The following is an 893-nucleotide window of genomic DNA, read 5'->3' as shown; positions in this document are numbered from 1 at the left end:
TGGGGTACCGCTATCGGTGCCGGTCTCGGAGCCTTAACATCTGGAATGCAGGCCGGAGCCGCCGCCGATCAGGCCGCACAGGCCGCCTCCCTGCAACAGCAGCAGTTACAGGAGCAGCGTCGTCAAACTCAACTGAACTATCAGCTCGCCCTGATGGAGATGCAGCGCCTCGAAGAGTACGACCGCTACCAGCGTGAACAGAACGACTGGTCGCGCATGTTCGCCGAGCAGACCTACGACTACAACAAAGACCTGCTCGAACAGAACCGCGCCCAGCAGCTCAGCGAATATCAGTACATGCTTGACCGGCAGTCACAGCTTGACGCCAGTGCCGCCGAGCAACGCGCCTTCGAGATGGAGCAATTTCTCAAGAACCAGCAGCTCACCGAAGAGCAGCGCGACTGGGCAAAATCCCAATATGAAGAGGCAAAAGCCCAGGCCATCATGCAGCGCAACTACGGTCTCGACCGTCAGTCCCGCGCCGATGCTCTGGCCGGACTTGAACGACAGTTTGACCTTGACCAAATCTACCGCGCACAAGCACTGGCCCAGTCCGAACGGGACTACGAACTCAACAAGCAACAGAACATTCTCGGCCAGATCGACTCACTCTCAGCCACTCTCAACAACACCATCAACGGCTTCGGTGATCTCGTCCCGCTCACCCAGTACGACCAGTCCCACGTCGACGCCGAAGCCCAGCGAAGGGGTGATCTCTACGCCTCCGCCATTGACCGCGCCGCCGACCGAGTGGCCTCCGTCAACGAAGCCGATGCCATCCGTTCTGGCATGTTCGAATCCACACAAAACAACGCCCGTCGTGCCAACATCACCGCCCAGCTCGCCAACGAATACCAGCAAGCCTACGGTAAGGGCTACGACGAAGCGCAGCA

The 893-nt window shown here is 59.4% G+C and carries 1 protein-coding gene; it reads left to right on the top strand.

Features of this window, described 5'->3' with window-relative positions:
• Positions 1-45: 45 nt before the first annotated feature.
• A partial coding sequence (locus AK963_RS29735; RefSeq protein WP_139117807.1) for a hypothetical protein occupies positions 46-893 on the top strand: 848 nt, incomplete at its 3' end.

This window comes from Endozoicomonas atrinae (genome assembly GCF_001647025.1).
GTDB classification, from domain to species: Bacteria; Pseudomonadota; Gammaproteobacteria; order Pseudomonadales; family Endozoicomonadaceae; genus Endozoicomonas; species Endozoicomonas atrinae.
Note: the sequence above shows the minus strand (reverse complement) of the source record. Positions and strands in the feature narration are given on the sequence as shown.